This window comes from Pseudomonas entomophila (assembly GCF_018417595.1).
In the GTDB taxonomy this organism is placed as follows: domain Bacteria; phylum Pseudomonadota; class Gammaproteobacteria; order Pseudomonadales; family Pseudomonadaceae; genus Aquipseudomonas; species Aquipseudomonas entomophila_C.
This window is the reverse complement of record NZ_CP070982.1, coordinates 4,246,315-4,272,190: the sequence shown is the minus strand read 5'-3', so window position 1 is coordinate 4,272,190 and position 25,876 is coordinate 4,246,315. Positions and strand designations below refer to the sequence as shown.

Here is a 25,876-nt window from a genome sequence, read left to right as displayed (position 1 = left end):
ATCGGTAACCGTGGCTGTCACCGCGTGTGCGCGAAAGCGGGGCTTGCGGGAACATTCATGTGCGATTCTGGTGCGTTTCTGCGAGCATTTCGTGCATCGCGGCATGCTGCACTTGCCGAGATACAAGGGTTTGCCAATAATGGGCCCGCTTATTGCTTGGGGTATAGGTTATTTTTCTTTTTGCTCTTGCATAATCCGCAGGAGCTGTCAATATCGCCCGCCGCGGTTCCTGGCGCTTCTGTAACTAGTTGTCGCTTTGAAGAAATATCGACTACCGGGCTGTCGCTAAAATGCCATTCACTCGCTCGTGGTCTGCGACCTTGGTCGAACCCTGCGCGGCTCGCGTTGTACCCATTCGCATATCGGGCAGCCGTTACAACTGCCTTGTATTGCCCCGTACCGATGGAGTTACCTGATGAAGAAGCTCGCACTGCTTGGCGCCCTGGCGCTTTCCGTGTTTTCCCTGGTATCGCACGCCGATGAGAAACCGTTGAAGATCGGTATCGAAGCCGCCTACCCACCGTTCGCCTTCAAGCAACCCGACGGCAGCATCGCCGGCTTCGACTACGACATCGGCAACGCCCTGTGCGAAGAGATGAAAGCCAAGTGCACTTGGGTCGAGCAAGAGTTCGACGGCCTGATCCCGGCGCTGAAAGTGCGCAAGATCGACGCCATCCTGTCGTCCATGTCGATCACTGACGATCGCAAGAAATCGGTTGACTTCAGCAAGCGCTACTACCTGACCCCGGCTCGTCTGGTCATGAAGGAAGGTACTACCGTGAGCGAGGGCCTGACTGAGCTGAAGGGCAAGAAGATCGGTGTGCAGCGCGGTTCGATCCACGACCGCTTCGCCAAGGAAGTGTTGGCCGCGCAAGGTGCCACCGTCGTGCCTTACGGCACCCAGAACGAAATCTACCTGGACGTCGCCGCTGGCCGTCTGGACGGTACCGTGGCCGATGCCACCCTGCTGGAAGACGGCTTCCTGAAAACCGACGCCGGCAAGGGCTTCGCCTTCGTCGGCCCGGCATTCACCGACTCCAAGTACTTCGGTGACGGTATTGGTATCGCCGTACGCAAGGGCGACAAGGAAAACGCCGACCGTATCAATGCGGCCATCGACGCTATCCGCAAGAACGGCAAGTACAAGCAGATCGAAGCCAAGTACTTCAATTTCGACATCTACGGCCCGGATTCGAACTAAGCCGTCGAGTTTCACCTGTGCAATGGTGCAAACAGCAGAATCTCTGAGGTTTGCACCATTTTTCATTCCCAAGCCCTGAGGAATCCGAATCATGTTGAAAGGCTATGGGGCAGTCATCCTCGACGGGGCGTGGCTGACGCTGCAGCTCGCCTTGTCGTCGATGGCCCTGGCCATCGTCCTCGGCCTTGTCGGTGTGGCGCTGCGTTTGTCGCCGGTACGCTGGCTGGCCTGGCTGGGTGACCTGTACTCCACGGTGATCCGTGGCATCCCCGACCTGGTGTTGATCCTGCTGATCTTCTACGGCGGCCAGGACCTCCTCAACCGGGTGGCGCCGCTGCTCGGCTATGACGACTACATCGACCTGAACCCGCTGGTCGCCGGTATCGGCACCCTCGGCTTCATCTTTGGTGCCTACCTGTCGGAAACCTTCCGCGGCGCTTTCCTGGGGATCCCCAAGGGGCAGGCCGAGGCGGGCGCGGCCTACGGCATGAGCGGCGTTCAGGTGTTCTTCCGCATCATGGTGCCGCAGATGATCCGCCTGGCGATCCCGGGTTTCACCAACAACTGGCTGGTGTTGACCAAGGCGACCGCGTTGATCTCGGTGGTCGGCCTGCAGGACATGATGTTCAAGGCCAAGCAGGCGGCGGATGCCACCCGCGAACCCTTCACCTTCTTCCTGGCGGTGGCGGCGTTGTACCTGGTGCTCACCAGTGTCTCGCTGCTGGCGTTGCGGTATCTCGAGAAGCGCTACTCGGTGGGCGTCAAGGCGGCTGAACTATGATCTTCGACTACAACGTCATCTGGGATGCCATGCCGCTGTACCTCGGCGGCTTGCTGACCACCCTCAAGCTGCTGGCGCTGTCGCTGTTCTTCGGCCTGCTGGCGGCCATCCCGCTGGGCCTGATGCGGGTGTCGAAGCAGCCGCTGGTGAACATGACCGCCTGGCTGTATACCTACGTGATCCGCGGCACGCCGATGCTGGTGCAGCTGTTCCTGATCTACTACGGCCTGGCCCAGTTCGAGGCAGTACGCGAAAGCTTCCTGTGGCCATGGCTGTCCAGCGCGACCTTCTGCGCCTGCCTGGCCTTCGCCATCAACACCAGCGCCTATACTGCCGAGATCATCGCAGGCAGCCTCAAGGCCACGCCCCATGGCGAGATCGAGGCGGCCAAGGCCATCGGTATGTCACGCATGAAGATGTACCGCCGCATCCTGTTGCCTTCCGCGCTGCGCCGCGCGCTGCCGCAGTACAGCAACGAAGTGATCATGATGCTGCAGACCACCAGCCTGGCGTCGATCGTCACCCTGATCGACATCACCGGCGCCGCGCGCACGGTCAACGCCCAGTTCTACCTGCCTTTCGAGGCCTACATCACGGCGGGCGTGTTCTACCTGTGCCTGACCTTCATCCTCGTGCGCCTGTTCAAGATGGCCGAACGCCGCTGGCTCGGCTACCTGGCGCCGCGCAAGCACTGACCGCTCTGTGAGATCCGACAGCATGTACAAACTCCAAATCCAAGACCTGCACAAGCGCTACGGCAGCCATGAGGTGCTCAAGGGCGTCTCCCTCGAAGCCAAGGCAGGCGACGTGATCAGCATCATCGGCTCCAGCGGCTCGGGCAAATCCACCTTCCTGCGCTGCATCAACCTGCTGGAGCAGCCGCACGCGGGCAAGATCCTGCTCAACAACGAAGAGCTCAAACTGGTGGCGGGCAAGGACGGCGCGCTCAAGGCTGCCGACCCGAAGCAGCTGCAGCGCATGCGCTCGCGCCTGTCGATGGTGTTCCAGCACTTCAACCTGTGGTCGCACATGACTGCGCTGGAGAACGTCATCGAGGCGCCGGTGCATGTGCTGGGCGTGAACAAGAAAGAAGCGCTGGAGAAGGCCGAACATTACCTGGCCAAGGTTGGCGTGGCCCATCGCAAGGACGCCTTCCCAGGCCACATGTCCGGTGGCGAGCAGCAGCGCGTGGCCATTGCCCGGGCCCTGGCCATGGAGCCTGAGGTGATGTTGTTCGACGAACCCACTTCGGCGCTGGACCCGGAGCTGGTGGGTGATGTGCTCAAGGTCATGCAGTCGCTGGCCCAGGAAGGTCGCACCATGGTCGTGGTCACCCACGAGATGGGCTTTGCCCGCGAGGTGTCCAACCAGCTGGTGTTCCTGCACAAAGGTTTGGTGGAAGAACGTGGTTGCCCACGTGAAGTGCTGGTCAATCCGCAGTCGGAACGGCTCAAGCAGTTCCTCTCCGGCAGCCTGAAGTAATCGCTGCACTTTTGCACCAGAATGGGGCATGCTGCGCAACGCACGCAGCGTGCCTCGGCGCCACAAGCGCGACCCCTCCTTCCCAGGTTTCGGACCACGCCCTATGACCACCCAGCGAATCGGATTTCTCATCTGGCCCAGCACCCGGCCGCTGACGCTCGCATTGGCTGAAGAGGTGTTGCAGGTGGCCCAGCGGGTGCATCCGGATGTGGTCTACGAGCTGGCGTTTCTCCAGGCCGAAGTGGGTCAGGAGGGCGCTTGGCGCTTGCCGGGCGAGCCCTGGAATGGTCGTCTGGAGGGGTGTCACAAGCTGTTCCTGCTGGCCGATGAGCCGCCCGCTGCCATCGGTTCGGCGCTGTCGAGCGCGCTCAAGCAACTGGCGCGCAGTGGCTGCATGATCGGTGGCCTGTCTGCGGGCGTGTATCCGTTGGCGGCGCTGGGCTTGCTCGACGGTTACCGAGCGGCGGTGCACTGGCGCTGGCAGGATGATTTCGCCGAGCGCTTCCCCAAGGTGATCGCCACCAGCCACCTGTTCGACTGGGATCGGGATCGGCTGACCGCTTGCGGCGGCATGGCGGTGACCGACCTGCTACTGGCGGTGCTGGCGCGCGATCATGGCGCGGAGCTGGCGGGGGCGGTGTCGGAAGAGCTGGTGGTCGAACGCATTCGCGAAGGTGGCGAGCGCCAGCGCATTCCCCTGCAGAATCGCCTGGGCTCCAGTCATCCGAAGCTCACCCAGGCGGTGCTGCTGATGGAGGCCAATATCGAAGAGCCGCTGACCACCGACGAGATCGCCCAGCATGTGTGCGTGTCCCGTCGCCAGTTGGAACGAATCTTCAAGCAGTACCTCAATCGCGTTCCCAGCCAGTACTACCTGGAACTGCGCCTGAACAAGGCGCGGCAGATGTTGATGCAGACCAGCAAGTCGATCATCCAGATCGGGCTATCGTGCGGGTTCTCCTCCGGGCCGCACTTCTCCAGTGCGTACCGCAACTTCTTTGGCGCAACGCCCCGTGAAGACCGCAACCAGCGGCGCAGCAGCAGCCCGTTCGAGCTGAGTTCAGCGCCGGCCGAGCGCGGTTGATCTTCGGGGTGTGTGCCTGGGGTTTTGCGGGGGGGGTGGATCGAGCGCCGTCGGCGCGGCGCATCGCGGATAAATCCGCTCCTACACTTGTTGCAACGTGGCCATGGTAGATAAACCATCGGCGCGATTTATCGGTTGGTGCTGCTGTCGCCCCGCCTGTCCCTCGGTTGACAGGTGCGGCACGTTGCGACGGATGTAGGAGCGGATTTATCCGCGATGCGCCGCGCGGGCGGCGCCCTGCATCCGCGAGCCTTCCCCTGTCGTGTGAACAGCCGTTCACCCAGCCTCCTCTCTCCCGTACACTGCGCTATTGCGACACTGTTTGTCGCATTGCCGAAAACCTTGCCAAAACTGGGTTTTGCGCTGTAACAAGTTGTCGCCTGGCAGCAAGGACAGGCGCCAATCAGTCCTTACAATCCCCTCATCGCTCGCCACTTCCAGGCCAGCGTTCCTCTTCAGGAGACTCAGATGTCCGTTGAGCAAGCCCCGGTGCAACGTGCCGATTTCGACCAGGTCATGGTGCCGAACTACTCCCCCGCGGCGTTCATTCCCGTGCGCGGCGAGGGCTCCCGCGTCTGGGATCAGTCGGGTCGCGAGCTGATCGACTTCGCCGGCGGTATCGCCGTGAACGCTCTGGGTCACTGCCATCCGGCGCTGGTCAAGGCGTTGACCGAGCAGGCCAATACGCTTTGGCACGTCTCCAACGTTTTCACCAATGAACCGGCCCTGCGCCTGGCGCACAAGCTGGTGGATGCGACCTTCGCCGAGCGGGCTTTCTTCTGCAACTCCGGTGCTGAATCCAACGAGGCCGCTTTCAAGCTGGCCCGTCGTGTCGCCCACGACCGTTTCGGCCCCGAGAAGCACGAAATCATTGCGACGGTGAACAGCTTCCACGGTCGAACCCTGTTCACCGTCAGCGTCGGTGGCCAGCCGAAGTACTCCGATGGTTTCGGCCCGAAGATCACTGGCATCAGCCACGTCCCGTACAACGACCTGGAGGCGCTCAAGGCGCAAATTTCCGACAAGACCTGCGCCGTGGTCATCGAACCGATCCAGGGCGAGAGCGGTGTCGTCCCGGCTGACAAAACCTACCTCGAAGGCGCGCGCAAGCTGTGCGACGAGCACAACGCCCTGCTGATCTTCGACGAAGTGCAGACCGGCGTCGGCCGCACCGGCTCGCTGTACGCCTACCAGCACTACGGCGTGACGCCGGACATCCTGACCAGCGCCAAGAGCCTGGGCGGCGGCTTCCCGATTGGCGCCATGCTGACCACCACCGACATCGCCAAGCACCTGGCAGTCGGTACCCACGGCACCACTTACGGCGGCAACCCCCTGGGCTGCGCCGTGGCCTGCGCCGTGCTGGACGTGGTCAATACCCCGGAAACCCTGGCAGGTATCAAAGCGAAGCATGAGCGCTTCAAGACCCGCCTGGAGAAGATCGGGCAGGAAACCGGCCTGTTCACCCTGGTGCGCGGCGTTGGTTTGTTGATCGGTTGCGTACTGAGCGAGGCCTGGAAAGGCAAGGCCAAGGACATCCTCAACGCCGCCGAAAAAGAAGGCGTGATGGTCCTGCAGGCCGGCCCGGACGTGGTGCGCTTCGCCCCCAGCCTGGTGGTCGAAGATGCCGACATCGACGAAGGCCTGAATCGCTTCGAGCGCGCCGTGCGCAAACTGACCCAGGGCTGAGCCCTCGGTCCGTTCGCCGGCCCTGAGCGGGGCCGGCGATACCTGAATTCCAGTGCGGGCACCTGCTTGCAGGTAGTGGCGCGTGCCCGCCGTTTTTCCGTGCCGATGTGATCGGCACGCTTTCCCGAAAGGAGTGACACCATGCTGGTGATGCGCCCCGCGCAAATGGCGGATCTGAACGAAGTGCAGCGCATGGCTGCCGACAGCCCCATTGGTGTCACCTCGCTGCCGGACGATGCCGGCCGCCTGGGCGACAAGATCGCCGCGTCGGAAACCTCCTTCGCCGCCGAAGTCAGTTTCAATGGCGAGGAGAGCTACTTCTTCGTGCTCGAGGACAGCGCCACCGGCAAGCTGGTCGGCTGCTCGGCCATTGTCGCCTCGGCCGGTTACTCCGAGCCGTTCTACAGCTTCCGCAACGAGACCTTCGTGCACGCCTCGCGCGAGCTGAAGATACACAACAAGATCCACGTCTTGTCGTTGTGCCACGACCTGACCGGCAACAGCCTGCTGACCAGCTTTTATGTGGTGCCGGAACTGGTCAGCAGTGCCTTCGCCGAGCTGAATTCCCGTGGGCGCCTGCTGTTCATGGCCGCCCACCCCGAGCGTTTCGCCGAGTCGGTGGTGACCGAAATCGTCGGCTACAGCGACGAGCAAGGCGAGTCGCCGTTCTGGGATGCCATCGGCCGCAACTTCTTCGACCTCAACTATGCCGACGCCGAGCGCCTGTGCGGCTTGAAGAGCCGCACCTTCCTCGCCGAGCTGATGCCGCACTACCCGATCTACGTGCCGCTGCTGCCCGATGCGGCGCAGGAGGCCATGGGCCAGGTCCACCCGCGTGCGCAGATCACCTTCGACATCCTCATGCGCGAAGGCTTCGAGACCGAGCACTACATCGACATCTTCGACGGCGGGCCAACCTTGCATGCACGCACTTCGGGCATTCGCTCCATCGCCCAGAGCCGCGTGGTGCCGGTCAAGCTCGACGACGCCCCGATCAAAGGCGGGCGCCCCTACCTGGTGTGCAATGGCCAGTTGCAGGATTATCGCGCGGTGTTGCTGGAGCTGGACTGGGTGCCGGGCAAACCGGTCAGCCTGAACAGCGAAGCCGCCGAGGCCCTGGGTGTCGGCGAGGGCGCCAGCGTGCGCCTGGTCGCGGTCTGATACGCCGGAACAGAGAGTTTCGCGGCGGGCACAGACCGCCGCACAAGGAGATAGCATGATCGTTCGTCCTGTACGCAGCAGCGATTTACCCGCGCTGATCGAGTTGGCCCGCAGCACCGGCACCACCGGGCTGACCACGCTTCCCGCCAACGAGGAACGCCTCGGCCAGCGGGTCGGCTGGGCCGAGAAAAGCTTCCGTGGCGAAGCCGAGCGCGGCGACACCGACTACCTGTTCGTGCTGGAGAACGACGAGGGCCTGGTGGTCGGCATCAGTGCCATCGCCGGTGCCGTCGGCCTGCGTGAGCCCTGGTACAACTACCGGGTCGGGCTGACCGTCAGTGCCTCGCAGGAGCTGAATATCTACCGCGAGATCCCCACGCTGTTCCTGGCCAACGACCTGACCGGCAACTCCGAACTGTGCTCGCTGTTCCTGCGCGGTGATCACCGCACGGGCCTCAACGGCCGTCTGCTGTCGAAAGCGCGCATGCTGTTCATCGCCGAGTTCCCCGAACTGTTCGGCAACAAGATCATCGCCGAGATGCGCGGCATGTCTGATGACCAGGGCCGTTCGCCGTTCTGGGAAAGCCTGGGGCGGCACTTCTTCAAGATGGAGTTCAGCCAGGCCGACTATCTAACTGGTGTGGGCAACAAGTCGTTCATCGCCGAGCTGATGCCCAGGTTCCCTCTGTACACCTGCTTCCTGTCGCAAGCTGCGCGTGATGTGATCGGCCGTGTGCACACCGACACCGAGCCTGCGTTGGCCATGCTCAAGCGCGAAGGCTTCAATTACCAGGGTTACGTCGACATTTTCGACGCAGGCCCGGCCATCGAGTGCGAGACCTCGAAGATCCGCGCCGTGCGCGACAGCGAGACCCTGGTGCTGGCCGTGGGTACGCCGGGCGACGACGCCACCCCCTACATCATCCATAACCGCAAGCGCGAAGACTGCCGTATTACCGCAGCGCCCGCACGCCTGGCGGCCGGCACCCTGGTGGTCGACCCGCAAACCGCCAAGCGCTTGCGCCTGGGTGCCGGCGACAATGTGCGCGCGGTACCGCTGTCCGCCGGCCGGGAGGCTCAATAAATGACCACGCATTACATCGCAGGCCAGTGGCTGGCCGGCCAGGGCGAAGCCCTGCAATCGCTCAACCCTGTCACCCAGGCAGTGATCTGGGAGGGGCAGGGTGCCGATGCCGCCCAGGTCGAGGCTGCCGTTCAGGCTGCCCGCCAGGCGTTCCCCGCCTGGGCATCGTTGAGTCTGGAGGCGCGCGTCAGTGTGTTGGAGGCCTTTGCCGACAAGCTCAAGGCGCGTGCCGAGGAGCTGGCGCGCTGCATCGGTGAGGAAACTGGCAAGCCACTGTGGGAGTCGGCCACTGAAGTGACCAGCATGATCAACAAGGTCGCCATCTCGGTGCAGAGCTACCGTGAGCGCACCGGCGAGAAGAGCGGCCCGCTGGCGGATGCTACCGCTGTGCTGCGCCACAAGCCCCATGGCGTGGTCGCGGTGTTCGGCCCGTACAACTTCCCCGGCCACCTGCCCAATGGTCATATCGTTCCGGCGTTGCTGGCCGGCAATTGCGTGGTCTTCAAACCCAGCGAGCTGACACCGAAGGTCGCCGAGCTGACGGTCAAGTGCTGGGTCGAAGCCGGCCTGCCGGCCGGTGTGCTCAACCTGGTTCAAGGCGCCCGCGAAACCGGCGTGGCGCTGGCCGCCAACCCGGGCATCGACGGATTGTTCTTCACCGGCTCCAGCCGCACGGGCAACCTGCTGCACCAACAATTCGCCGGTCGCCCGGACAAAATCCTCGCTCTGGAAATGGGCGGCAACAACCCGCTGGTGGTCGACGAGGTCAAGGACCTGGACGCCGCGGTCTACACCATCATCCAGTCGGCCTTCATCTCCGCCGGCCAGCGCTGCACCTGTGCCCGCCGCCTGCTGGTACCGCAGGGTGCGTGGGGTGATTCGCTCATCCAGCGCCTGGTCGAGGTCAGCCGCGGCATCAGTGTCGGCGCATTCGACCAGCAGCCCGCGCCGTTCATGGGCTCGGTGATCTCGCTGCAAGCTGCTCAAGCGCTGTTGGCGGCCCAGGCCGAGCTGATCGGCAAGGGTGCCGTGGCGCTGCTGGAAATGACCCAGCCGCAAGCCGGGGCCGCCTTGCTCACGCCTGGCATCATCGATGTCACCACTGTGGCGGGGCGCCCTGACGAAGAATTCTTCGGCCCGTTGCTGCAAGTGATCCGCTATGCCGATTTCGACGCGGCGATCGAGGAAGCCAACAACACTCAGTACGGCCTGGCCGCCGGCCTGCTGTCGGACTCCAATGCCCGCTACCAGCACTTCTGGCTGCGCAGCCGCGCCGGCATCGTCAACTGGAACAAGCAGCTGACCGGCGCCGCCAGCAGCGCGCCGTTCGGTGGCGTCGGCGCCAGCGGCAACCACCGCGCCAGCGCCTACTATGCGGCGGACTACTGCGCCTACCCCGTGGCTTCGCTGGAGACCGCGAGCCTTGCACTGCCGGCGACCCTGACGCCGGGCGTCACCCTATAACAACAGGTCTCGGAGCCTTGCCGATGAAATCCTTTGAAGTGAATTTTGATGGCCTGGTGGGGCCGACCCACAACTACGGCGGCCTGTCGTACGGCAACGTAGCCTCGCAGAGCAACAGCCAGCAGGGGTCCAACCCGCGTGAGGCCGCGCGCCAGGGCCTGGCGAAGATGAAGGCATTGATGGAAATGGGCTTCAAGCAGGGCGTGCTGGCCCCGCAGGAGCGTCCGGACATCGCCGCGCTGCGCCGCCTGGGCTTCACCGGCAGCGATGCCGAAGTGATCCAGCGCGCCGCGAAAGAGGCCATGCCGCTGCTGGTTGCCAGTTGCTCGGCGTCGAGCATGTGGGTGGCCAACGCCGCCACCGTCAGCCCGAGTGCCGACACGGCCGACGGTCGCGTGCATTTCACCGCCGCCAACCTCAACTGCAAGTACCATCGCAGCATCGAGCACCCGACCACCAGCCGTGTGCTCAGTGCCATGTTCAGCGATGACAAGGTCTTCGCCCACCATGAAGCGCTGCCAGCCGTGGCGCAGTTCGGTGACGAAGGCGCGGCCAACCACACCCGTTTCTGCCGCGCCTACGGCGAGGCTGGTGTCGAGTTCTTCGTCTATGGCCGCAGCGCTTTCGACAGCCGTTACCCTGCGCCACAGAAGTATCCAGCGCGCCAGACCCTGGAGGCTTCACAGGCTGTCGCTCGGCTGCACGGGCTGAGCGATGGCGGCGTGGTCTACGCTCAACAGAACCCGGCGGTGATCGACCAGGGCGTGTTCCACAACGACGTGATCGCGGTGGGCAACGGCGAGGTGCTGTTCTACCACGAGGACGCCTTCCTCGAGACCGATGCGGTGCTGGGGCAACTGCAGGCTAAACTGGCCAGCAAGGGTGGCAACTTCAAGGGCATCTGCGTACCACGCGCAGCGGTGACGGTGGAGGACGCGGTGCGTTCCTACCTGTTCAACAGCCAGCTGCTTAGCCGCGAGGATGGTTCGATGCTGCTGGTGGTGCCGGAAGAGTGCCGCAACAACGAGCGTGTCTGGGCCTACCTGGGCCAGCTGACCAGCCAGGGCGGCCCGGTGAAGGAGGTCAAGGTGTTCGACCTCAAGCAGAGCATGCAGAACGGTGGCGGCCCGGCTTGCCTGCGTTTGCGCGTGGCGCTGAAGGAATCGGAGCTGGCGGCGGTCAATCCAGGCGTTATCATGACCGCCTCGCTGTACGACACCCTGGTGCAGTGGGTCGACAAGCACTACCGCGATCGCCTTGGCGAGGCGGACCTGGCCGACCCGCAGCTGTTGGTTGAATGCCGTACGGCACTGGATGAACTGACCCAAATTCTGAAACTGGGTTCGGTCTATCCGTTCCAACGCCAACCTTGATAGAGAGAAATTGCAATGTCCGACGCCCTGCGCCTGATCCTGGAAGATGAAGACGGCACCCAGCTGGAAACCTCGTGCACCCGCTTTGCCGTGGTCTGGCAAGGCAAGGAAGTGTGGATCCAGCAGGACGGCCGTGGGCAGCTGCTGATCGGCGTCGATGTCGAGGAAGACGACACCGAGTACGCCAACCTGCTGCTGCGCCCGATGGCCACCAACCTGGTCAGCCTGCAGCTGGAAATGGAGCCGGCCGACGTTGCCGGTGACGACGACCACGTCCATGGCCCGGACTGCGGCCACCACCACTAAGGAAGCGCCTATGCTTGCCCTTGGCAAACTGCTTGAGCTGACCCTGACCGGTCACGAACCGGCCGAGAAGACCCAAGTGACCACCAGGGGCGTGCGTCTGCGCTGGCTGGGGGAGGGCGCGCTGGAAGTGCGCCCGCCCGAAGGCGATGATTGCGAGCGCGACCTGCTGCTGTCGGCAGGTATCCATGGCAACGAGACAGCGCCGATCGAACTGCTCGAGCGGTTGCTGCACGGTATTGCCAACGGCAAGATCAAGCCCCGTGCCCGGGTGCTGTTCCTGTTCGGCAACCCGGCGGCGATCCGCAAGGGCGAGCGTTTCATCGAGCAGGACATCAACCGCCTGTTCAATGGTCGCCACGAACTCTCCAGTGGCTTCGAGGCTTTGCGCGCCGCGGAGCTCGAACAGTTCGCCCGGGTATTCTTCAGCAAGCCCAAGCGCACCCGCCTGCACTACGACCTGCATACCGCCATTCGCGGGTCGAGGATCGAGCAGTTCGCGCTTTATCCGTACAAGGAAGGTCGCAAGCACTCCCGTCGCGAGTTGGCTCGCCTGGCTGCGGCCGGAATGGAGGCGGTATTGCTGCAGAGCAAGTCGTCGATCACCTTCAGTGCTTTCACCTACGAGCAGTTGGATGCCGAAGCCTTCACTCTGGAACTGGGTAAGGCTCGCCCGTTCGGGCAGAACGACGAGGTCAATCTCGACAAACTCGAGAACCGTCTGATCCAGCTGATCGAAGATTCCGAGCCGAACACCGAGCAGTCCCTGGATGGGCTCAAGCTGTTCAGCGTCGCGCGCGAGATCATCAAGCACAGCGACAGCTTCCACCTGCACCTGCCGGCGGACATCGAAAACTTCTCCGAGTTGAGCAAGGGCTATCTGCTCGCCGAAGACCTGGCCGAGACGCGCTGGGTGGTCGAGGAGGAGGGCGCGCGGATCATCTTCCCCAACCCCAAGGTCAAGAATGGCCTAAGGGCGGGGATTCTGGTGGTGCCCAATGATGGGCGTCAGCTGGTGTGAGTGATCGATGACCGGTCAGTAGGTATTGCGCCTTGGCAGGCCGAGCTCGTGGCGCAAGGCGTTTTCGTTGAACGGATCGGGGTTGGTATTGGTCGGCGGGGTATTGGGGTCGCCATCGAAATCGAAGCTGTCCGCCGTTGGTAATCCTGTGACCTGGTTTTCATGGTCTGGCAAGACCGTGCCATTGGCGTAGTTCCAGGCGTGGCAGAGTTCGTGAAACAGGATTACCGCAGCGGGTGTGTTGGGTTTTTGCGTGAGGGGGTTGAAGCCGATGCTGCCGGCCAGTTGCCTGTTGCCTGCTTGATCGATGCCGCGAACGGAGGGGTCGAGGTGAATGTCGTCGGGCTCATAGTAGGCGTTGTCCAGCGAACCGATCTCCCTGATGGTGATTTGGGCGCCGCTGGCATCGAGGCTTGTCAGTAGGCTGTTGCCGGCCTTGGTTGTGGCCAGCAGCGCGAGTAGATCGCTCACGCGGTTGTGATAGGTGATATCGCCATCGATACTGATCGCCTGGTAGCCGGCATGCGCGCCCGCAGTGGGCAAGGCGACGCCACCACTGATTGCGATGATCTGGGAATCCGCGTTGCTGTAGACCTGGTCGCCACCCATCTTGCAGGTGATGCGGTTTCTGCCGCTTGGTGCGCTGATGATCGAGGCGCCGTGGCTTTCGAGGATGTCATCCCCTTCGCCTGCGAACAGGCTGGCTTGGGAGGTGTTGGCCTGCATCACGTCGTTACCGCTGCCACCGTACAGTGTCGCGATACCGGAGCCTGACACTTCCATGTAGTCGTTGCCTGCACCAGCATCGACGACAATATTGCCATTTGTGCCTGTATGGCCGTGAATGACATCGTTGCCAGCACCGGTTTGTATCGCGATCACGCTGTCGTTTTCCGCGCTGAGCTCTAGTGTGTCATCGCCGTCACCCGTGCGCACCTGCACGTCCTCCCGCTTGTGCAGGGTAATGAAGTAGTAGGCGGCCGGCATGCTCAGGGACACGCCGTCCTCACCGCGATGAATGCTCAGCTTGACGCTGGACGCCTTGAGCGTAATCAATATGCACGGGCTGGCCGCGATCGGTGGCGATGGCAGTGTTTCCACGCTGAGGATCGCGTCCTCATAGGGAATGGCGCGGGTGGTGTGAATGGCATCAGCGGCCGTGCCGATCTTGATTCTGTCAGTGCTGGGCATGCGTGCTCCGTCTTCGGGTAAATGGTGTGGCCATTCTCGGAGCGCAGGCGCCTGCGCAGGCACTACTTAAATCAATCCCGCGCCGGGGGCACGGACACCGGAAATGAAGGTCATTTCATCCCGGATTGATGGTTTCCTCTTATAAACCCACTGCATCCGTCGCTCAGGCTGGATATAATGGCGCCCTTTGCCGTCGTTTCGTCGATTCGACGTGTGGCCGCCGTTTCCGTGGAAGAACCTATGAAAAGCGCAGAAATCCGTGAAGCCTTCCTCCGCTTCTTCGAAGAGCAGGGACATACTCGTGTCGCCTCCAGCTCCCTGATCCCGGGCAATGACCCGACCTTGTTGTTCACCAACGCCGGCATGAACCAGTTCAAGGACTGCTTCCTCGGCCAGGAAAAGCGCGCCTACACCCGTGCCGTGAGCAGCCAGAAGTGCGTGCGCGCCGGTGGCAAGCACAACGACCTGGAAAACGTCGGCTACACCGCCCGTCACCACACCTTCTTCGAGATGCTGGGCAACTTCAGCTTCGGCGACTATTTCAAGCGCGACGCCATCACCTTCGCCTGGACCTTCCTCACTTCCGAGAAGTGGCTGAACCTGCCGAAAGAGAAGCTGTGGGTCACCGTCTACGCCAGCGACGACGAGGCCTACGACATCTGGACCAAGGAAGTCGGCGTGCCGGCCGAGCGCATGGTGCGCATCGGTGACAACAAGGGCGCCCCGTACGCCTCCGACAACTTCTGGACCATGGGCGACACCGGCCCATGTGGCCCATGCACCGAGATCTTCTACGACCACGGCGCCGATATCTGGGGCGGCCCACCCGGCTCGCCTGAGGAAGACGGTGACCGCTACATCGAGATCTGGAACAACGTCTTCATGCAGTTCAATCGCACCGCCGACGGCGTCCTGCACCCGCTGCCCGCCCCGTCGGTGGACACCGGCATGGGCTTGGAGCGCATCAGTGCGGTGATGCAGCACGTGCACTCGAACTACGAGATCGACCTGTTCCAGAGCCTGTTGGCCGCTGCCGCCAATGCCATCGGCTGCAGCAACGACGAGCAACCGTCGCTGAAAGTGGTCGCCGACCACATCCGTTCCTGCGGCTTCCTGATCGCTGACGGCGTGCTGCCCTCGAACGAAGGCCGTGGCTATGTGCTGCGCCGCATCATTCGCCGCGCCTGCCGTCACGGCAACAAGCTCGGCGCCAAGGGCAGTTTCTTCCACAAGATCGTCGCCGCGCTGGTCACGGAAATGGGCGAAGCCTTCCCTGAGCTCAAAGGCCAGCAGGCCCATATCGAGCGCGTGCTCAAGACCGAGGAAGAACAGTTCGCCAAGACGCTGGAGCAAGGGCTGCGTATCCTCGAGCAGGACCTGGCCCAGTTGCAGGGTAAGGTCGTGCCGGGCGACGTGGTGTTCAAGCTTTACGACACCTATGGCTTCCCCATGGACCTGACCGCCGATATCGCCCGCGAGCGCGAGCTGACCATCGACGAAGCCGGCTTCGAGCGCGAGATGGAGGCCCAGCGTGAGCGAGCCCGTTCCGCCAGCGCCTTCGGCATGGACTACAACAGCCTGGTCAAGGTCGACACCGCCACCGACTTCCTCGGCTATGACGCTACCGAAGGCCAGGGCAAGGTCATCGCCCTGTACAAGGACGGCCAGCCGGTCGAGCGACTGGCAGAAGGCGAGGAGGGCGTGGTTGTGCTTGATCGCACCCCGTTCTATGCCGAGTCCGGTGGCCAGGTGGGTGACTCCGGCTACCTCCAGGCTGGCGCAGCGCGCTTCGATGTGCGCGACACCACCAAGACCGGTGGCGCATTCCTGCACCACGGCGTGATCGCCAGCGGCATGCTGACTGTCGGCGCCACGGTTGATGCCCGCGTCGATGCAGACGTGCAGCACGCCACCTCGCTGAACCACTCCGCCACCCACCTGCTGCACGAAGCGCTGCGTCAGGTGCTGGGCGAGCATGTGCAGCAGAAAGGCTCGCTGGTCGACAGCCAGCGCCTGCGTTTCGACTTCAGTCACTTCGAGGCGGTCAAGCCAGAGCAGATCAAGGCCCTGGAAGACATCGTCAATCGCGAAGTGCGCCGCAACACCGAGGTGAAGACCGAGCTGACCGATATCGAAACCGCCAAGGCCAAAGGCGCCATGGCGTTGTTCGGTGAGAAGTATGGCGACACCGTGCGCGTGCTGAGCATGGGCGGTGACTTCTCCGTCGAGCTGTGCGGCGGCATTCACGCCAAGCGCACCGGCGACATCAGCCTGTTCAAGATCATCAGCGAAGGTGGCGTGGCTTCTGGCGTGCGCCGTATCGAAGCGATCACCGGCGCCGCCGCGCTGGCCTACCTGAACGCTGCCGAAGAGCAGGTCAAGGAAGCCGCGCAGCTGGTCAAGGGCAATCGCGACAACCTGATCGACAAGCTGTCGGCTGTGCTCGAGCGCAACCGCCAGCTGGAAAAGCAGCTCGAGCAGCTGCAGGCCAAGGCCGCCAGCGCCGCCGGGGACGATCTCTCCAATGCGGCCGTTGAGGTCAAGGGTGCCAAGGTTCTCGCCGCCCGCCTGGATGGGCAGGACGGCAAGGCCCTGCTGGCGCTCGTCGATCAACTGAAGAACAAGCTCGGCCACGCAGTGATCCTGCTGGGCAGCGAGCATGAGGGCAAGGTCGTGCTGGTGGCTGGCGTGACCAAGGACCTCTCCGGCCAACTCAAGGCTGGCGACCTGATGAAACAAGCTGCCGCGGTGGTAGGTGGCAAGGGTGGTGGTCGTCCGGACATGGCCCAGGGTGGTGGCGTCGACGTCGCCGCGCTGGACCAGGCCCTGGCCCTCGCCGTGCCGTTCGCCGAGCAGGGACTTTGAGATGAAGGGGCCGGTGGTCTAGTCACCGGCCTCTTCATGTTGGATTGTTTTTTGGGGCCCTTGAGGGCTGAGGCACCTTTGAAATGGCGTTGATCGTACAGAAATTTGGCGGCACCTCTGTCGGTTCCATCGAGCGGATCGAGCAGGTTGCCGACAAGGTCAAGAAATTCCGTGAGCAAGGCACCGACCTGGTGGTTGTGCTGTCGGCCATGAGCGGGGAAACCAATCGCCTGATCGACCTGGCCAAGCAGATCACCGATCAGCCGGAGCCGCGCGAGCTGGATGTGATTGTCTCGACCGGCGAGCAGGTCACCATCGCCCTGTTGTCGATGGCCCTGATGAAGCGTGGCGTGCCGGCGGTGTCGTACACCGGCAACCAGGTGCGCATCCTCACCGACAGCGCGCACAACAAGGCGCGCATCCTGCAGATCGACGACCAGAAGATCCGCGCCGACCTCAAGGCCGGGCGTGTGGTGGTGGTCGCCGGTTTCCAGGGTGTCGACGAGCATGGCAACATCACCACCCTCGGTCGTGGCGGTTCCGATACCACCGGGGTGGCACTGGCGGCGGCCCTGAAGGCCGACGAATGCCAGATCTACACCGATGTCGATGGCGTCTACACCACCGACCCGCGTGTCGTGCCCCAGGCCCAGCGCCTGGAGAAGATCACCTTCGAGGAGATGCTGGAAATGGCCAGCCTCGGCTCCAAGGTGCTGCAGATCCGCTCGGTGGAGTTCGCCGGCAAGTACAACGTCCCGCTGCGCGTGCTGCACAGCTTCAAGGAGGGTCCGGGTACCCTCATTACCATCGATGAAGAGGAATCCATGGAACAGCCGATCATTTCCGGTATCGCCTTCAACCGTGATGAAGCCAAGCTGACCATTCGTGGCGTCCCGGACACCCCAGGCGTCGCCTTCAAGATCCTCGGCCCGATCAGCGCCGCGAACATCGAAGTGGACATGATCGTGCAGAACGTCTCGCACGATAACACCACCGACTTCACCTTCACCGTGCACCGCAACGAGTACGAGAAGGCGCTGGCCGTGCTGGAGAACACCGCCCGTGAAATCGGCGCGCGTGAAGTGATCGGCGACACCAAGATTGCCAAGGTGTCGATCGTCGGTGTTGGCATGCGCTCCCACGCGGGCGTTGCCAGCCGTATGTTCGAGGCCCTGGCGAAGGAGAGCATCAATATCCAGATGATCTCCACCTCCGAGATCAAGGTCTCGGTGGTGATCGAAGAGAAGTACCTGGAGCTGGCTGTTCGCGCGCTGCACACCGCGTTCGAACTCGATGCACCTGCCCGACAGGGCGAGTAAGGCGCTGCCTGGAGGGGCGCGGCTTGCCGCGCCCTTCGCGTTTCTGCCCGCTGGTGGTGTCCCTGTCCAGGCGCCGCCGGCAGTTGTCCCGGGCCCATGCCGTCGTCCCCGGCCAGGCCCTGTAAACAAAGACTGTTGTCCCTGAAGATTCAAGTGAGGAGAAAACTATGCTGATTCTGACTCGTCGGTGCGCCGAGAGCCTGATCATTGGTGACGGTGAGATCACCGTGACGGTCCTGGGTGTCAAAGGCAATCAGGTGCGTATTGGCGTTAGCGCGCCTAAAGAAGTGGCTGTTCACCGCGAGGAAATCTACCTGCGGATCAAGAAAGAGAAGGACGAGGAGCCAAGCCTTTAATTTTTTTGAAGTTTTTTTCAAAAAAAGGGTTGCAAACGAGGAAGGGTGTGTTTAATATTCGCCTCGTGTTGCGGTGAGGTGGCCGAGTGGCCGAAGGCGCTCCCCTGCTAAGGGAGTATACCTCATAAGGGTATCGGGGGTTCGAATCCCCCCTTCACCGCCATTATTCGCTCAGGGCGCTTTGAACGGATGTAGTGTTCAGGCGGCTTGAAATGCGCAGCAAGACACGGACTCATAGCTCAGCTGGATAGAGTACTCGGCTACGAACCGAGCGGTCGGAGGTTCGAATCCTCCTGAGTCCGCCACTTTTGAAGTGGCTTTGCTTACAAGGCTGCTTCAATCAACCAGTGGTAACCTGGTCTAAAACTACCCCACGGACTCATAGCTCAGCTGGATAGAGTACTCGGCTACGAACCGAGCGGTCGGAGGTTCGAATCCTCCTGAGTCCGCCATTTTTGAAATGGCTTTGCTTACAAGGCTGCTTCAATCAACCAGTGGTAACCTGGTCTAAAACTACCCCACGGACTCATAGCTCAGCTGGATAGAGTACTCGGCTACGAACCGAGCGGTCGGAGGTTCGAATCCTCCTGAGTCCGCCATTTTTGAAATGGCTTTGCTTACAAGGCTGCTTCAATCAACCAGTGGTAACCTGGTCTAAAACTACCCCACGGACTCATAGCTCAGCTGGATAGAGTACTCGGCTACGAACCGAGCGGTCGGAGGTTCGAATCCTCCTGAGTCCGCCATTTTTGAAATGGCTTTGCTTGCAAGGCTACTTCAACCCACCAGTGGTAACCTGGTCTAAAACTACCCCACGGACTCATAGCTCAGCTGGATAGAGTACTCGGCTACGAACCGAGCGGTCGGAGGTTCGAATCCTCCTGAGTCCGCCATACATCAAGAAGCCCGCTCATTAGAGCGGGCTTTTTGTTTTTCTGGCGCGCTGAATTGTCGCAGATGTGCATCTACGCTTTTCTGTAGAGGTCTCGCGTCGCGTGGTTTGCCAGCAAGGCTGGCTCCTGCAGGTCGAGGTCAGTCGCGAATTGTTCGGGGCACTGAATGCGATGTGCTTTTTCCGCCCGACCCACCGTCGCACTGTTGGCTTCGAGCGTTGTCACAGCTTTGGCTCGCAAACGATTGTTCTGGCCAAAAATTTAAGCGATCCGACAGCTTACACAGTGTATGATTGCGCCCGTCAGCCCCGCCGGGGCTTGTGGAATCCCACCATGGACTTACCCAGTAGTTACTCGCTAACAAGATTCATACAGAAAGATCTGACCGATTGATTCTCCCGGCGTGCTCCGCTGCTGGGAGTGGAGTTCGCCTATGACCGAAGTCGAAGTAAAGAAAGCCCAAGAGAGCCTGCAGGATCGCCTGGCCCAGGTGATCGAACTGCTGCAGCGCCAGCGGGTGGTCGAGGACCTGACGCACCGTCAGGAAGGTCACCATCACGACCTGGTGGAAAACCTCGTCCACCGCCAGAATCTCGTCGAACTGCAGCGCAAACTCGACGACCTGCACCCCGCCGACATTGCCTACATTCTCGAAGCGCTGCCGCTGGAAGATCGCCTGACGGTCTGGCAGCTGGTGCGCTCCGACCGTGACGGCGACATCCTCCTCGAAGTTTCCGACGCTGTCCGCCAGACCCTGATCGCCGACATGGACGATCACGAGCTGCTGGCTGCCGCCAAGGAGATGGACGCCGACGAGCTGGCTGACCTGGCGCCCGAGCTGCCGCGTGATGTCGTTCACGAGCTGATGGAAAGCCTCGATGCCCAGCAGCGCGAACGCGTGCGTTCGGCCCTGAGCTACGACGAGGAGCAGGTCGGTGCGTTGATGGACTTCGAGATGGTCACCATCCGCGAAGACGTCAGCCTTGAAGTGGTGCTGCGCTACCTGCGTCGGCTCAAGGAGCTGCCGGGGCACACCGACAAGCTGTTCGTGGTGGATTATGACGGCAAGCTCAAGGGTGTGCTGCCGATCAAGCGGTTGCTGGTCAACGACCCGGACAAGAAGGTCGCGGAGGTCATGGCCAATGACCCTGTGGTCTTCCACCCTGAGGAAGATGCCTACGACGCCGCCCTGGCTTTCGAGCGTTATGACCTGGTTTCCGCTCCGGTGGTGGATAAAGGCGAGCGACTGATCGGCCGCCTGACCATCGATGAGATGGTTGACCTGATCCGTGAGGAAAGCGAGAGCGAAGTGCTCAACATGGCGGGTCTGCGCGAAGAGGAAGATATCTTCGCGTCCGTCTGGCGTTCGCTGCGTAACCGCTGGGCCTGGCTGGCCATCAACCTGATCACGGCATTCGTGGCCTCGCGGGTGATCGGGTTGTTCGAGGGGTCGATCGAGAAACTCGTGGCACTGGCGGCGTTGATGCCGATCGTTGCCGGTATCGGCGGCAACTCGGGTAACCAGACCATCACCATGATCGTGCGGGCGATGGCCCTCGACCAGGTATCGCCGGGCAACACCAGCCGCCTGATGCGCAAGGAGCTTGCGGTTTCGCTGCTCAATGGCCTCATCTGGGGTGGGGTGATCGGTGTCGTGGCCTTCTGGCTGTACGGCAGTTGGTCGCTAGGCCTGGTAATGACGGCCGCCATGACTCTGAACCTGTTGCTTGCGGCTTTGATGGGCGTGCTGATCCCGATGACCTTGACGCGTCTGGGGCGTGATCCGGCCATGGGTTCGAGCGTGATGATCACCGCCGTGACCGACAGCGGCGGGTTCTTCATCTTCCTGGGGTTGGCGACGCTGTTCCTGCTGTAGGGGCGGCTTTAGCCGCGATGCAGGCGCTGCGGTGTGTGGCACCCGCTTCGCGGGTGTTCGCGGCTGAAGCCGCTCCTGCGGAGATCGCGCGAAATCAATGGAGCATGGATTGTTCCGCACACAAAAAAGCCAGCTTGCGCTGGCTTTTTTGTGTGCGGCGGGAAGATCGCTATCAGGACGCGTCGGCGGCCATTTCCACATCGTGAGCGATGAGGGCGACCAGCGCGTTTTGCTGGCGATGAGAAAGTTGGCGGAAGCGCTGCAGCAGTTCGCGTTCGTGCAGGCTGAGCTCTGGGCTGTCCAGGCGCATGCTCAGCTCGTCACCCAGCGCACCTTCCTGGATAAGGCTCTGCTCCAGGCGTGCGATGATTTCGGAGTTCATGCTGCGGTGGTGGTTGCGCGCTACCTCGGCAATGCGCTCACGCATACCGTCTGGCAGGCGGACGACGAACTTGTCAGCGGTGCGGCTCGAATAAATAGCCTGTTTCATTGGGCGCATATAAATTGACCGGTTGTTCTGGTTCAGGGGAAGCGGTTCTCAAATTGGCCGCACGGTGGAAGTACGACCGCGGCGACGACAAAATGTTCAACCGTGATGTGATTTTGGGTCTTCATCTTGCCTCATGGTCGCCGTTTCCTTGGCGTCAATTCTGTGACAAATAGTGATCCGGATAAAGGCGTTTTGCCAGTACCAATTATCAGAAATGAGCACTGGTTTGAAAAGTTTCACATTTATCGGACCGCCAAGGTGTCAGACCTTTGTCGCCAAAATCTGGTAAATGGCGACAAAGGTCAGGGAAAAAACCTAGAATGCACGGGTTCCCCTCACATTGAGCATAGTGGCTATGCAATATGACGCAAGCGGCACACCGTCCTCAAGGGGGCGTTTGATCTTCCTGATAGGACCGTCCGGCTCTGGGAAAGATTCCCTCATCGATGCCGCGCGCGAGCAACTGCTTGCGCAAGGTGTTGAAATTGCCCGGCGGGTGATAACCCGCTCGGCCGAGGCGAAAGGTGAGGCCGCTGTCGGTGTGAGCGCGGCACGCTTTGAAGCGATGCGCCAGGCCGGTGAATTCGCCCTGTCGTGGCAGGCCAACGGGCTTTCTTATGGGATTCCGATCCAGGTGGATGACTGGCTTGACCAGGGGCTGTCGGTGTTGGTCAATGGCTCGCGGGGATACCTGGCGCAAGCGCGTGAGCGTTATCCCGACTTGCTGGCAGTGGGGCTGGCTGTTTCGCCGCAGGTGCTGCGTGAGAGGCTCCTGGCCCGTGGCCGGGAAAGCCACGAGGAGATCGAGCAGCGGTTGGCACGCAGTGCGGGTATGCAGGCTTATGATGCTTCAGTCCATGTGCTGGATAATTCGGCTTCATTATCCAGTGTCGTCGAAGCGTTGCTGAGATTGCTGGGTGAGCACGGCGCGCTCGGCCAATTGCCCGCGAAAAATCTGACGTGCAAATTGCCCGATTGAGGCATGACAAATGGCTACATGCTGGTTAACATGCTCGCCGTCTCTACCGCGCAGCGTTCGTTGCCGGCTTCAGGGTCTCAGTAGCTCAATTGGATAGAGCATCCCCCTCCTAAGGGGAAGGTTGCAGGTTCAAATCCTGCCTGGGACACCATCCGATCCATCCCCATCTCTAAAACGATACAACCGACCCCTGGCCGTTTGAGCCATGGCGCGGAGTCGGCTGCGGTCGGATATCAGCGATACACGGGATACGCCTCGCACAACCGGTCCACCTGACGGCACACCTCGCTGTGCACTTCTGTGTCGTCCGGCGCGTGCAGCAGGTCGGCGATCAGCTGTGCAAGCAACCTGGCCTGGTCGAGCCCCATGCCACGGGTAGTGATGGCCGGGGTGCCGATGCGGATGCCGCTGGTGATTGTCGGGGCCTGTGGATCGTTGGGGATGGCGTTCTTGTTGAGGGTGATGCGCGCGCTTTCCAGCAGTGCCTCGGCGGCCTTGCCGGTGAGCCCCAGAGGTTGCAGGTCGACCAGGAACATGTGGCAGTCGGTACCGTCGGAAACGATGCGCAGGCCACGTTCGGTGAGTACCTGGGCCATGCCCCTGGCGTTCTCGATCACTTGCGCCTGATAGCGTCGGAAGTCCTCTGTGTTGGCTTCGTGGAAAGCCACGGCCTTGGCGGCGATCGCATGCATCAACGGGCCGCCCTGGTACATCGGGAAGATCGCCTTGTCGAGCGCGGCGGCATGCTCCTGGCGTGCCAGGATCAACCCGCCACGGGGGCCGCGCAGGGTCTTGTGGGTGGTGGAGGTGACGATGTCGGCGTAGGGCACTGGCGACGGGTAGAGCCCGGCGGCGACCAGGCCGGCATAGTGGGCCATGTCGACCATCAGGTAGGCACCGACCTCGTCGCACAGGGCACGGAAGCGAGCAAAGTCGATATGTCGCGCATAGGCCGAAGCCCCGGCGATGATCAACTTCGGGCGGTGCGTGCGGGCAAGGCGCTCGAGTTGTTCGTAGTCGAGGGTTTCGCTCTCGGGGTTGACGCCGTAGGTCACGGCGTTGAACCACTTGCCGGAGAAGTTCACCTTGGCCCCATGGGTGAGGTGGCCGCCATCGGCCAGGGCCATGCCGAGCAGGGTGTCTCCCGGTTGCAGCAGGGCCAGCATCGCCGCCTGGTTGGCCTGAGAGCCGGAGTGGGGTTGGACGTTGGCGTACTCGGCGCCGAACAGCGCGCAGGCGCGTTCGATGGCCAGCGACTCGATTTCGTCGACCACCTGGCAGCCGCCGTAGTAGCGCCGGCCCGGGTAGCCTTCGGCATATTTGTTGGTCAGCACCGAGCCTTGGGCTTCGAGCACCGCGCGGCTCACGTAGTTCTCCGAGGCGATCAGTTCGATATGGATTTCCTGGCGGAAGCGTTCGCGGGAAATCAGTCGGGCAATGTTGGCGTCACAGGTTTCCAGGTTCATGGTGTTCCCTTCAAGAGGCAATGGCGGTTGCCGGCGCCTGACGGGCAGCGGCAGAGGAGGCGGTATGGGTGGAGGGTAGGTAGATCGAGGTGTCCTTCAGGCCACTGCCGGTAATTAGCAGCACCGCGCTTTCGCGACTGTGCGGGTGTTGTTCGGCGTACTGCAGCAGGCCGGCGTAACTGCTGGCGGCGCCGGCTTCAGGAAAGATCCCGGTGCGAGCTGCCAGGCGCGAGGCAGCCTGGACAATCGCCGTGTCGTCGACACAAAGGAATTCGCCTTCGCTGTCGCGTACCGCGCGCAATGCCTTGAGGCGATCGCGTGGGAAGGCCACGTTGATGCTGCTGGCCAGGCTTGTCGGAGCGCGTTTTTCGACTTGCTCGAGGGGAAGGCCGCTGGACCAGGCGCGGTACATGAAGTTGCTTTCCCGTGCCTGGACACCCATCAGCCGTGGCATGCGTTCGATCCAGCCAAGCTTGAGCAAATCCTGGAAGCCTTTGTGCACCGCGCCGAGGATGCAGCCGTTGCCGACCGGCACGAAGACCAGGTCGGGCACTTGCCAGTCCAGCTGTTCGCAGATCTCGAAGGCAACGGTCTTCTTGCCTTCGGTCATGTACGAGTTGATGCCGGTGGTGCGGTTGTACCAGCCATTGCTCTCGCAGGCGTTGCGACATTGTTCGAAGGCTTCGTCATAAGCGCCGTCGACCAGGATCACTTCGGCACCGTAGCCGATCATCTGCGCCAGTTTTTCCCGTGGGGTGGTACGCGGGATGAAGATCACATTGCGCAGGCCGCGCTCCGCGCTCATGCCGGCGAGGGCGGAGGCGGCGTTGCCGGTGCTGGCTACCGCAACCGTACTGGCGCCGCTTTCCAGGGCCAGGGCCACCGCCAGGGCGCTGGCGCGGTCCTTCAGCGAGCCGGTGGGCTGGCGGGACTCGTCCTTGACCCAGACTTTCATGCCGCTGCCGGGCTCGAGCAGGCCCGGGCGTTCATACAGTGGTGTGCTGCCGACCAGCAGTCGTGGCACATAGCGCTCGCTGCCCAGCGGCAGCAGCGCGCGGTAACGCCACATGCCCAGCCCGGCCTGGGCCGCCAACCCGTCGCGGTCGCATTCCCGGCGCACGCTGTCGTAGTCGTAGAGGGTGTCGAGGGCGCCGTCGGTGCGGCAATGAGGGCAGAAGTATTCGACCTGGTACGGCGCGTAGCGGGTGCCGCAGGTGATGCATTGCAAAACGAAGGGCGTGCAAAGGCGGTCCATTGCGTGTCCTCGCGCAGAAGAAGGGGAAAGGGGGGGCGGCGCCGTCTGCGTGACGGCGCCGCAGGCACGGGTCAGCGCGGTGGCAGTGCCATGATCGCGTCGATCGCCACCAGGGTGCCGCGGGCCAGGGCACTGGCACCGGCGGTGGTGCGTGCCGGGTAGGGCTTGCTGAAATAGGCTTCCATCACCCGGTTGAGGGTGGGGAACTCGCTGAGGTCGGTGATGAAGGCCGTGACCTTGACCACATTGGCCAGGCTGCCACCGCTGGCCTCGGTCATGGCCTTGAGGTTGTCCAGGGTCTGGCGCAGCTGGCCTTCGAAGTCCTTGGCCAGTACTTCGTTGGAGTTGGGTTCGACCGGTGTTTGCGCGGAGAGGTACACGGTGTCGCCGACGCGGATGGCCTGGGAGTAGGTGCCCAGGGGGAAGGGCGCCTGGTCGGTGTAGATGACGTTGTCGTCGGTGAGGAAGGGCTGGGCTTGGCTGGCCTGGGCGTGGGCGGTGCTTTGCATGGTGTTCACTCCTTGTGATGGCATTTGTTTTTGT

General features: G+C 62.3%; 22 protein-coding genes and 7 tRNA genes. 24 read left to right on the top strand and 5 right to left on the bottom strand.

The annotated features are described in order from the left end of the window. Nucleotides 1-415 precede the first annotated feature (415 nt). The 12 genes from JYG34_RS18565 to astE all read left to right on the top strand — a co-directional run bounded on the left by JYG34_RS18565 (nt 416) and on the right by astE (nt 12,643). Nucleotides 416-1,201, top strand: a complete 786-nt coding sequence (locus JYG34_RS18565; RefSeq protein WP_213657780.1) for an ABC transporter substrate-binding protein — start codon at nt 416-418, stop codon at nt 1,199-1,201. Nucleotides 1,202-1,292: 91 nt separating this feature from the next. Further along, nucleotides 1,293-1,982 (top strand): ABC transporter permease, encoded by a 690-nt coding sequence (locus JYG34_RS18560; protein ID WP_011534969.1) that lies wholly within the window; start codon nt 1,293-1,295, stop codon nt 1,980-1,982. Continuing rightward, nucleotides 1,979-2,677, top strand: a complete 699-nt coding sequence (locus JYG34_RS18555) for an ABC transporter permease (RefSeq protein ID WP_213657779.1) — start codon at nt 1,979-1,981, stop codon at nt 2,675-2,677. Before JYG34_RS18560 ends, JYG34_RS18555 begins: the two co-directional genes overlap by 4 nt. A 22-nt stretch (nt 2,678-2,699) precedes the next feature. Further along, on the top strand, nt 2,700-3,464 hold the full coding sequence (locus tag JYG34_RS18550) for an ABC transporter ATP-binding protein (RefSeq protein WP_011534967.1): 765 nt from the start codon (nt 2,700-2,702) through the stop codon (nt 3,462-3,464). A 103-nt stretch (nt 3,465-3,567) separates the two neighbouring features. Then, nucleotides 3,568-4,548, top strand: a complete 981-nt coding sequence (argR, locus tag JYG34_RS18545) for a transcriptional regulator ArgR (protein ID WP_213657778.1) — start codon at nt 3,568-3,570, stop codon at nt 4,546-4,548. Nucleotides 4,549-5,016: 468 nt separating this feature from the next. Further along, nucleotides 5,017-6,237 carry an aspartate aminotransferase family protein gene (locus tag JYG34_RS18540; protein WP_213657777.1) on the top strand — a complete coding sequence of 407 codons (1,221 nt, stop codon included), beginning with the start codon at nt 5,017-5,019 and terminating at the stop codon, nt 6,235-6,237. 141 nt (nt 6,238-6,378) lie between these two features. Beyond that, nucleotides 6,379-7,398 (top strand): arginine/ornithine succinyltransferase subunit alpha, encoded by a 1,020-nt coding sequence (gene aruF, locus JYG34_RS18535; protein WP_213657776.1) that lies wholly within the window; start codon nt 6,379-6,381, stop codon nt 7,396-7,398. A 55-nt stretch (nt 7,399-7,453) separates the two neighbouring features. After that, on the top strand, nt 7,454-8,482 hold the full coding sequence (gene astA, locus JYG34_RS18530) for an arginine N-succinyltransferase (RefSeq protein WP_213657775.1): 1,029 nt from the start codon (nt 7,454-7,456) through the stop codon (nt 8,480-8,482). Further along, nucleotides 8,483-9,946: a succinylglutamate-semialdehyde dehydrogenase gene (astD, locus tag JYG34_RS18525; RefSeq protein ID WP_213657774.1), complete on the top strand. Its 1,464-nt coding sequence runs from the start codon at nt 8,483-8,485 to the stop codon at nt 9,944-9,946. Nucleotides 9,947-9,969: 23 nt separating this feature from the next. Next, on the top strand, nt 9,970-11,319 hold the full coding sequence (astB, locus tag JYG34_RS18520; protein ID WP_213657773.1) for an N-succinylarginine dihydrolase: 1,350 nt from the start codon (nt 9,970-9,972) through the stop codon (nt 11,317-11,319). Between the two features lie 15 nt (nt 11,320-11,334). Beyond that, complete coding sequence (locus JYG34_RS18515) at nt 11,335-11,625, top strand: hypothetical protein (RefSeq protein ID WP_011534960.1); 291 nt, start codon at nt 11,335-11,337, stop codon at nt 11,623-11,625. 10 nt (nt 11,626-11,635) lie between these two features. Continuing rightward, nucleotides 11,636-12,643, top strand: coding sequence for a succinylglutamate desuccinylase (gene astE / locus JYG34_RS18510; protein ID WP_213657772.1), 1,008 nt, complete (start codon nt 11,636-11,638; stop codon nt 12,641-12,643). Between the two features lie 15 nt (nt 12,644-12,658). On the opposite strand, the gene JYG34_RS18505 is transcribed toward astE, so the two are convergent. Beyond that, complete coding sequence (locus JYG34_RS18505; RefSeq protein ID WP_213657771.1) at nt 12,659-13,834, bottom strand: M91 family zinc metallopeptidase; 1,176 nt, start codon at nt 13,832-13,834, stop codon at nt 12,659-12,661. Nucleotides 13,835-14,074: 240 nt separating this feature from the next. Here JYG34_RS18505 and alaS point away from each other — a divergent pair, with 240 nt between their 5' ends. From alaS to mgtE, 10 genes are all read left to right on the top strand, one after another. Continuing rightward, nucleotides 14,075-16,699, top strand: coding sequence for an alanine--tRNA ligase (gene alaS, locus JYG34_RS18500; protein ID WP_213657770.1), 2,625 nt, complete (start codon nt 14,075-14,077; stop codon nt 16,697-16,699). Between the two features lie 83 nt (nt 16,700-16,782). Next, nucleotides 16,783-18,018 carry an aspartate kinase gene (locus JYG34_RS18495; RefSeq protein WP_011534958.1) on the top strand — a complete coding sequence of 412 codons (1,236 nt, stop codon included), beginning with the start codon at nt 16,783-16,785 and terminating at the stop codon, nt 18,016-18,018. A gap of 167 nt (nt 18,019-18,185) precedes the next feature. Then, entirely contained in the window at nt 18,186-18,374 is a 189-nt protein-coding gene (gene csrA, locus JYG34_RS18490; RefSeq protein ID WP_003254503.1) for a carbon storage regulator CsrA, read from the top strand. Between the two features lie 72 nt (nt 18,375-18,446). Further along, a tRNA-Ser gene (locus JYG34_RS18485) sits at nt 18,447-18,537 on the top strand. Between the two features lie 65 nt (nt 18,538-18,602). Continuing rightward, nucleotides 18,603-18,679: transfer RNA gene (locus JYG34_RS18480), tRNA-Arg, on the top strand. Nucleotides 18,680-18,749: 70 nt separating this feature from the next. After that, nucleotides 18,750-18,826: transfer RNA gene (locus JYG34_RS18475), tRNA-Arg, on the top strand. Nucleotides 18,827-18,896: 70 nt separating this feature from the next. After that, nucleotides 18,897-18,973: transfer RNA gene (locus tag JYG34_RS18470), tRNA-Arg, on the top strand. 70 nt (nt 18,974-19,043) lie between these two features. Continuing rightward, nucleotides 19,044-19,120: transfer RNA gene (locus tag JYG34_RS18465), tRNA-Arg, on the top strand. Between the two features lie 70 nt (nt 19,121-19,190). Continuing rightward, nucleotides 19,191-19,267 (top strand) — tRNA-Arg (locus JYG34_RS18460). Nucleotides 19,268-19,700: 433 nt separating this feature from the next. Beyond that, nucleotides 19,701-21,143 (top strand): magnesium transporter, encoded by a 1,443-nt coding sequence (gene mgtE / locus JYG34_RS18455; RefSeq protein WP_213657769.1) that lies wholly within the window; start codon nt 19,701-19,703, stop codon nt 21,141-21,143. A 172-nt stretch (nt 21,144-21,315) separates the two neighbouring features. On the opposite strand, the gene JYG34_RS18450 is transcribed toward mgtE, so the two are convergent. Then, complete coding sequence (locus JYG34_RS18450; RefSeq protein WP_003254499.1) at nt 21,316-21,642, bottom strand: Arc family DNA-binding protein; 327 nt, start codon at nt 21,640-21,642, stop codon at nt 21,316-21,318. Between the two features lie 346 nt (nt 21,643-21,988). On the opposite strand from JYG34_RS18450, the gene phnN reads away from it, so the two are divergent. Further along, nucleotides 21,989-22,612 (top strand): phosphonate metabolism protein/1,5-bisphosphokinase (PRPP-forming) PhnN, encoded by a 624-nt coding sequence (gene phnN / locus JYG34_RS18445; RefSeq protein ID WP_213657768.1) that lies wholly within the window; start codon nt 21,989-21,991, stop codon nt 22,610-22,612. A gap of 74 nt (nt 22,613-22,686) precedes the next feature. Then, nucleotides 22,687-22,763 (top strand) — tRNA-Arg (locus JYG34_RS18440). 82 nt (nt 22,764-22,845) lie between these two features. On the opposite strand, the gene glyA is transcribed toward JYG34_RS18440, so the two are convergent. From glyA to JYG34_RS18425, 3 genes are all read right to left on the bottom strand, one after another. After that, nucleotides 22,846-24,078 (bottom strand): serine hydroxymethyltransferase, encoded by a 1,233-nt coding sequence (gene glyA, locus JYG34_RS18435; RefSeq protein ID WP_213657767.1) that lies wholly within the window; start codon nt 24,076-24,078, stop codon nt 22,846-22,848. A 10-nt stretch (nt 24,079-24,088) separates the two neighbouring features. After that, nucleotides 24,089-25,333: a threonine synthase gene (gene thrC, locus JYG34_RS18430; RefSeq protein WP_213657766.1), complete on the bottom strand. Its 1,245-nt coding sequence runs from the start codon at nt 25,331-25,333 to the stop codon at nt 24,089-24,091. Between the two features lie 71 nt (nt 25,334-25,404). Beyond that, nucleotides 25,405-25,842: a Rid family detoxifying hydrolase gene (locus JYG34_RS18425; RefSeq protein WP_213657765.1), complete on the bottom strand. Its 438-nt coding sequence runs from the start codon at nt 25,840-25,842 to the stop codon at nt 25,405-25,407. Nucleotides 25,843-25,876: the final 34 nt, after the last annotated feature.

Excerpts from the sequence above, each read along its gene's own strand:
- JYG34_RS18565 (WP_213657780.1), top strand. The coding sequence starts at position 416 with ATGAAGAAGCTCGCACTGCTTGGCGCCCTGGCGCTTTCCGTGTTTTCC.
- JYG34_RS18560 (WP_011534969.1), top strand. The coding sequence starts at position 1,293 with ATGTTGAAAGGCTATGGGGCAGTCATCCTCGACGGGGCGTGGCTGACG.
- JYG34_RS18555 (WP_213657779.1), top strand. The coding sequence starts at position 1,979 with ATGATCTTCGACTACAACGTCATCTGGGATGCCATGCCGCTGTACCTC.
- JYG34_RS18550 (WP_011534967.1), top strand. The coding sequence starts at position 2,700 with ATGTACAAACTCCAAATCCAAGACCTGCACAAGCGCTACGGCAGCCAT.
- argR (WP_213657778.1), top strand. The coding sequence starts at position 3,568 with ATGACCACCCAGCGAATCGGATTTCTCATCTGGCCCAGCACCCGGCCG.
- JYG34_RS18540 (WP_213657777.1), top strand. The coding sequence starts at position 5,017 with ATGTCCGTTGAGCAAGCCCCGGTGCAACGTGCCGATTTCGACCAGGTC.
- aruF (WP_213657776.1), top strand. The coding sequence starts at position 6,379 with ATGCTGGTGATGCGCCCCGCGCAAATGGCGGATCTGAACGAAGTGCAG.
- astA (WP_213657775.1), top strand. The coding sequence starts at position 7,454 with ATGATCGTTCGTCCTGTACGCAGCAGCGATTTACCCGCGCTGATCGAG.
- astD (WP_213657774.1), top strand. The coding sequence starts at position 8,483 with ATGACCACGCATTACATCGCAGGCCAGTGGCTGGCCGGCCAGGGCGAA.
- astB (WP_213657773.1), top strand. The coding sequence starts at position 9,970 with ATGAAATCCTTTGAAGTGAATTTTGATGGCCTGGTGGGGCCGACCCAC.
- JYG34_RS18515 (WP_011534960.1), top strand. The coding sequence starts at position 11,335 with ATGTCCGACGCCCTGCGCCTGATCCTGGAAGATGAAGACGGCACCCAG.
- astE (WP_213657772.1), top strand. The coding sequence starts at position 11,636 with ATGCTTGCCCTTGGCAAACTGCTTGAGCTGACCCTGACCGGTCACGAA.
- JYG34_RS18505 (WP_213657771.1), bottom strand. The coding sequence starts at position 13,834 with ATGCCCAGCACTGACAGAATCAAGATCGGCACGGCCGCTGATGCCATT.
- alaS (WP_213657770.1), top strand. The coding sequence starts at position 14,075 with ATGAAAAGCGCAGAAATCCGTGAAGCCTTCCTCCGCTTCTTCGAAGAG.
- JYG34_RS18495 (WP_011534958.1), top strand. The coding sequence starts at position 16,783 with ATGGCGTTGATCGTACAGAAATTTGGCGGCACCTCTGTCGGTTCCATC.
- csrA (WP_003254503.1), top strand. The coding sequence starts at position 18,186 with ATGCTGATTCTGACTCGTCGGTGCGCCGAGAGCCTGATCATTGGTGAC.
- mgtE (WP_213657769.1), top strand. The coding sequence starts at position 19,701 with ATGACCGAAGTCGAAGTAAAGAAAGCCCAAGAGAGCCTGCAGGATCGC.
- JYG34_RS18450 (WP_003254499.1), bottom strand. The coding sequence starts at position 21,642 with ATGCGCCCAATGAAACAGGCTATTTATTCGAGCCGCACCGCTGACAAG.
- phnN (WP_213657768.1), top strand. The coding sequence starts at position 21,989 with ATGCAATATGACGCAAGCGGCACACCGTCCTCAAGGGGGCGTTTGATC.
- glyA (WP_213657767.1), bottom strand. The coding sequence starts at position 24,078 with ATGAACCTGGAAACCTGTGACGCCAACATTGCCCGACTGATTTCCCGC.
- thrC (WP_213657766.1), bottom strand. The coding sequence starts at position 25,333 with ATGGACCGCCTTTGCACGCCCTTCGTTTTGCAATGCATCACCTGCGGC.
- JYG34_RS18425 (WP_213657765.1), bottom strand. The coding sequence starts at position 25,842 with ATGCAAAGCACCGCCCACGCCCAGGCCAGCCAAGCCCAGCCCTTCCTC.